The 4534-nt window shown below is 64.5% G+C and carries 7 protein-coding genes; 6 read left to right on the top strand and 1 reads right to left on the bottom strand.

Annotation, left to right across the window (positions count from 1 at the left end; translation table 11 throughout):
• The 5 genes from ACHWRX_RS09340 to ACHWRX_RS09360 form a co-directional block, all read left to right on the top strand.
• On the top strand, positions 1–845 hold an 845-nt coding region (locus tag ACHWRX_RS09340; protein WP_394658983.1), incomplete at its 5' end, for a cysteine desulfurase.
• A complete protein-coding gene (locus tag ACHWRX_RS09345) occupies positions 845–1360 on the top strand; it encodes an SUF system Fe-S cluster assembly protein (protein ID WP_058735696.1) in 516 nt (171 codons plus the stop codon). The genes ACHWRX_RS09340 and ACHWRX_RS09345, both read left to right, overlap by 1 nt.
• Positions 1357–1872 (top strand): GNAT family N-acetyltransferase, encoded by a 516-nt coding sequence (locus ACHWRX_RS09350; RefSeq protein WP_394658984.1) that lies wholly within the window; start codon positions 1357–1359, stop codon positions 1870–1872. The genes ACHWRX_RS09345 and ACHWRX_RS09350 overlap by 4 nt, the downstream gene beginning before the upstream one ends.
• Positions 1869–2240 (top strand): HesB/IscA family protein, encoded by a 372-nt coding sequence (locus ACHWRX_RS09355; protein WP_394658985.1) that lies wholly within the window; start codon positions 1869–1871, stop codon positions 2238–2240. Before ACHWRX_RS09350 ends, ACHWRX_RS09355 begins: the two co-directional genes overlap by 4 nt.
• A 122-nt stretch (positions 2241–2362) precedes the next feature.
• Positions 2363–2980 carry a hypothetical protein gene (locus tag ACHWRX_RS09360; RefSeq protein WP_394658986.1) on the top strand — a complete coding sequence of 206 codons (618 nt, stop codon included), beginning with the start codon at positions 2363–2365 and terminating at the stop codon, positions 2978–2980.
• Positions 2981–3013: 33 nt separating this feature from the next.
• Here ACHWRX_RS09360 and ACHWRX_RS09365 read toward each other — a convergent pair whose 3' ends face one another.
• Positions 3014–3451: a hypothetical protein gene (locus tag ACHWRX_RS09365; RefSeq protein WP_394658987.1), complete on the bottom strand. Its 438-nt coding sequence runs from the start codon at positions 3449–3451 to the stop codon at positions 3014–3016.
• Positions 3452–3596: 145 nt separating this feature from the next.
• Here ACHWRX_RS09365 and ACHWRX_RS09370 point away from each other — a divergent pair.
• Positions 3597–4534 (top strand): adenosine kinase (locus ACHWRX_RS09370; protein ID WP_394658988.1); only part of this gene is annotated, 938 nt, incomplete at its 3' end.

Here is a 4534-nt window from a genome sequence, read left to right on the forward strand (position 1 = left end):
CCAACATCGTGCCCTGGCAGCTTCTACGCGAACGCACCGGCGTGGCGATCGACGTGTGCCCGCTCACCCAGGATGGCCGGATAGATCTTGATGCGGCAGAAGCGATGCTGACTTCCGCGCACAAGCTCGTCGCGCTGGCGCATGTATCCAACGTGCTGGGCTCGGTGCTGGACGTGAAGCGCGCCGCCGCTCTCGCGCATGGCGTGGGCGCGAAGCTGCTGGTGGATGGCTGCCAGGCGGCCCCGCGCATCAAGCTCGACGTAAAGGCGCTCGATTGCGATTTCTACGTCTTTTCCGCGCACAAGCTCTATGGCCCGACAGGGATCGGTGCGCTGTGGGCGCGGGCGGAGATCCTCGATGCCATGCCGCCTTGGCACGGCGGCGGCGCGATGATCGATACCGTCACTTTCGAAAAGACGACATTCGCCAGCGCGCCTCAGCGGTTTGAGGCGGGCACGCCGATGATCATCGAGGCGATCGGCCTTGCCGCCGCGATCGACTGGCTGGAAGCGATCGGGCTGGACGTGGCGCAAAGCCATGAGCGCGCGCTTGCCAACACCCTGCGCGAGGTCCTTGGCCAGCGGAACGACGTGACGGTTTTCGGTCCGGCCGATGCCCTGGGAATTACCAGTTTCGCGCTGGACGGGGTGCATCCGCACGACCTCGGCACTATCTTGGATGAGGAAGGCGTGGCGATCCGCGCCGGACATCACTGTGCCCAGCCGCTGATGGAGCATCTGAGCGTGTCGGCAACGGCGCGGGCGAGCTTCGGCCTCTACAACGACGAAAGCGATATCGAGGCGCTCCTGAAAGGGATCGAGCGTACGCGAAGGATTTTTGCCTGATGACTGACGATACTCGTGACGAAACCCGCAAGTTCGCGGTTGAGGAAGTTGACGCCGCTCCTGCGCCTCCCCGCGCGCGCGTGGACGATGCCCCGGCAGACGATGCGCCCCAGGTGTACGAGACGCCGACGCAGAAGTTTGCTCGCAAGCGCGATTACCTGGAAGGCTTTCTGGCGCAGGAACCTGAAGGAGAGGACCCGACCGGTCCTGGCGGCATGATCTACGAAGGCGTGATTTCCGCGCTGAAGGAAATCTACGATCCCGAAATCCCGGTGAACATCTACGAGCTAGGCCTGATCTACGGCGTCGATGTCTCGCCCGAGCATAGCGTCGCCATCACCATGACCCTGACGACGCCGCATTGCCCTGTGGCCGAATCGATGCCGGGAGAGATCGAGATGCGCGTGGCCGCGGTGCCGGGCGTGCGCGATTGCGAGGTGAATCTCGTCTGGGATCCGCCTTGGGACATGGCCAAGATGAGCGACGAGGCCAAGCTGGAATTGGGCATGCTGTGACGGAGGTCATCGCCCTCCAGCGCGCGGTCGACTTCGTCATCGACCCGGTCGGCTTCCGCAACCCCGCGGACGCTGATGCGCTGGTGCATCTGCTGGATTGTTATGCGCGCGATCCGATGGGTGGTGGCGAGCCTCTGGCGGACGACGTGCGCGCACGGCTGCCGATGGCGCTGGCAGGTGTTCCGGGCGCATTCGCTTTCCTGGCGCGGATTGGGGATCGGCCCGTTGGCCTGGCGATCTGCTTCACCGGCTTTTCAACCTTCGCCGCCGCGCCCGTGGTGAACATTCACGACGTCAGCGTGCTTTCCGCGCACCGTGGCCGGGGGATCGCCCGCGCGTTGTTCTCGCGGATCGAGGCCGAGGCGCGATCGCGCGGGGCCTGCAAGATTACGCTGGAAGTGCTGAGCGGCAACCAGCCTGCCAAGCGGCTCTACAAGTCGCTGGGCTATAACGATTACACGCTCGATCCTGAGGCTGGACACGCGCTGTTCTGGCAAAAGAGGCTGACATGACAATTGAAACCATTGGCGACACCAAAGTCCGCGCCCGCCCCGCTGCCGTCATCCTGACGCCGAGCGCCGAGGCCCGCATCGCCGACTTGATGAGCAAGGCTCCCGAAGATGCCATCGGCGTCAAGCTTTCCACCCCGCGCCGGGGTTGCTCGGGGTTGGCCTACTCGGTCGACTATGTGAGCGAGGCGAACGCCTTCGATGAGCGGATCGAGACACCCGGCGGCCTGTTCTTCATCGACGGCGCCTCGGTGCTGTACCTCGTGGGCAGCACGATGGACTGGAAAGAAGATGATTTCACCGCCGGCTTCGTTTTCGATAATCCCAATGCCAAGGGTGCCTGCGGGTGCGGGGAAAGCTTTACGGTGTGAAACGCTTCTCGGCATCTTAGTGACCGGTAAGATGGCCTTTAATCGATCGTAAAGCCTGTTTTTGCGAGGATTGATTAAGGCCAGCGAAGTACTTTTCCCCTGGGCAACAGGGGAAGTGTTTCATGAAGCGATTTGTTCTTGCGGCGGCGATGATGTCAATGATGGCCGCAGGTGCGCAGGCACAGTCTACATTCGTCTGGCCATCCAGCCAGGCAGGTTCGAACGGCCCGGGCCTCAAATATTACATTCCGATGGGCACGCCGCTGATGTTGCGGACGCTGAACCAGATCAACACGCGCGAGGCGCATGTGGGCGATCGCATCTACATGCAGGTCGCAGAGCCGATCATGTTTCGCGGTCAGACGATCATCCCGGAAGGGTCACCGGCCATCGGCGAGGTATCCGAACTTCAGCGCAACGGACACTTCGGCCGAAAGGGCAAAGTCGCCGTGCGCGTGATCGAGGTGCAGACGCCCAGCGGTCCGGTTCAACTTTCCGGCCGCGCCTATGATGAAGGTCGTTCCGGAACGGCGGTTTCGGTCGGTACGATCATGGTCGTATCGGTGCTGGGTTTCCTCATCCACGGGACGAGCGGCGATATCCCGGCCGGCACGTCGGTGCGCAGCTATCTTGGCGAGCGGATGAATTTTCGTTGGAATGGAGAGCCCGAGCAACAGGCGGTCGCTACCGAGGCCGTTCCCGACAAGCTTGCCGTGGCGTCGGCTGCTTTCGCCAAGTAAGTCCGCGCCGGGGCGAAGGGCAGAGCCTTTCGCCTAACGCCCTTTGAGCGCCGCCACGCAAGCGGCGCGGTCCACATCTTGGCTGTCGGACGAGCGCCGCGCATCGACATAGGAGGCGAGCGGCTCTTTCGATTGCGCGGTGGGATAAAGGAACACGTCCAGGACGCAGGCCCTGCCGGTAAATTGCAGCTTTCGCGCATCACCTTCCCACACGTTCAGGCGGGGCTGGCCGAACTGGCGCGTCAATTGCGCCTCGGTGGCGCCGATCACGCCTTCTAGGCCGGGGATCGTCTGGAACGTGGGATCGCGTGGCGCGGCGCGAACAGGCGTTCGTACGGGCTGGCCGTTGCCGGGGCGCGTGCTGCCGGTGGTCGCTGTCGAGGCGCAGGCGGCCAGCAGCGGCGCCAGCAGGCACAAGCCGGCCAGTGTGCGGAAGGGGGGAAGGGTGCGAAACGGTCTGGCGGGCAGCATGGTTGGCCCTCGCATTGCCCGGCGCGGCCATACTGTCAACGCCATGTCCTGCCGCGAACCATTGCTCCACGCCCAACCGCAGGCTACTCGCGACATGAAGCCGTGCCGCGATCAAGGCGGGCGGCGCAAAGGATAATCCCCCCGTATGAGTGATACCCCGTCCGAAGTGCGATACGATGTCCTCGCGATCGGCAACGCCCTGGTCGACGTGCTGGCGCACAGCCGGGACGAGGTGCTGCAGGACCTGGGCCTGGTGCGCGGCGGCATGACGCTGGTGGACACTGCGCGAGCGGAAGAGCTTTATGCGCACATGGGACCAACCGCGCAGATCTCCGGTGGTTCGGCGGCGAACACCCTGGCGGGCATGGCTTCGCTAGGCGCGCGCTGTGCCTTTATCGGCCAAGTGGCGGACGATCCGCTTGGTGAAGTCTTCGCGCATGACATCCGCGCCGCCGACATCGCTTTCAACACGCCCGCTCGCCCGGGACAGCCGCCGACCGGGCGCTGCCTGATCTTCGTCACGCCCGATGCGCAGCGCACGATGAACACCTTTCTGGGTGCCTCGCAGTTCCTGCCGGCCGACGCGTTGGACCTGGAAACGATCGCCGCTTCCGCCGTGCTCTATCTGGAGGGATATCTGTGGGATCCGGAAGAGCCGCGCGCGGCGATGCGCAAGGCGATTTCGACGGCCCGGGATGCGGGCCGCAAGGTCGCCTTCACGATGTCCGACGCCTTCGTGATCGATCGGCATGGCGACGATTTCCGCGATCTGATCGCGCAGGGGCAGATCGACATCCTCTTCGCCAACGAGGTGGAACTGGCGGCGCTGACCGGCATCGCGGACTTTGACGCCGCCCTGGCCTCCTTGCAGGACAAGGTGCCGGTGCTGGTCGTCACGCGCGGGGCGCATGGCGCGGTCGCGGTGACCGACGGCCATCGTGTGGAAGTGCCGGCCGAGCCTATCGAGCGCGTGGTCGATACCACCGGGGCCGGAGACCTCTTTGCCGCCGGTTTCCTCTTCGGCCATGTTCGTGGCCGCTCGCCCACGGAAAGCCTGCGCCTGGGCGCGATCTGCGCGCGCGA

This window comes from uncultured Novosphingobium sp., from assembly GCF_964277725.1.
GTDB classification, from domain to species: Bacteria; Pseudomonadota; Alphaproteobacteria; order Sphingomonadales; family Sphingomonadaceae; genus Novosphingobium; species Novosphingobium fluoreni.

Bases quoted from the DNA above. Each gene is read 5' to 3' on its own strand.
- ACHWRX_RS09345 (WP_058735696.1), top strand. From the start codon at position 845: ATGACTGACGATACTCGTGACGAAACCCGCAAGTTCGCGGTTGAGGAA.
- ACHWRX_RS09355 (WP_394658985.1), top strand. From the start codon at position 1,869: ATGACAATTGAAACCATTGGCGACACCAAAGTCCGCGCCCGCCCCGCT.
- ACHWRX_RS09360 (WP_394658986.1), top strand. From the start codon at position 2,363: ATGAAGCGATTTGTTCTTGCGGCGGCGATGATGTCAATGATGGCCGCA.
- ACHWRX_RS09365 (WP_394658987.1), bottom strand. From the start codon at position 3,451: ATGCTGCCCGCCAGACCGTTTCGCACCCTTCCCCCCTTCCGCACACTG.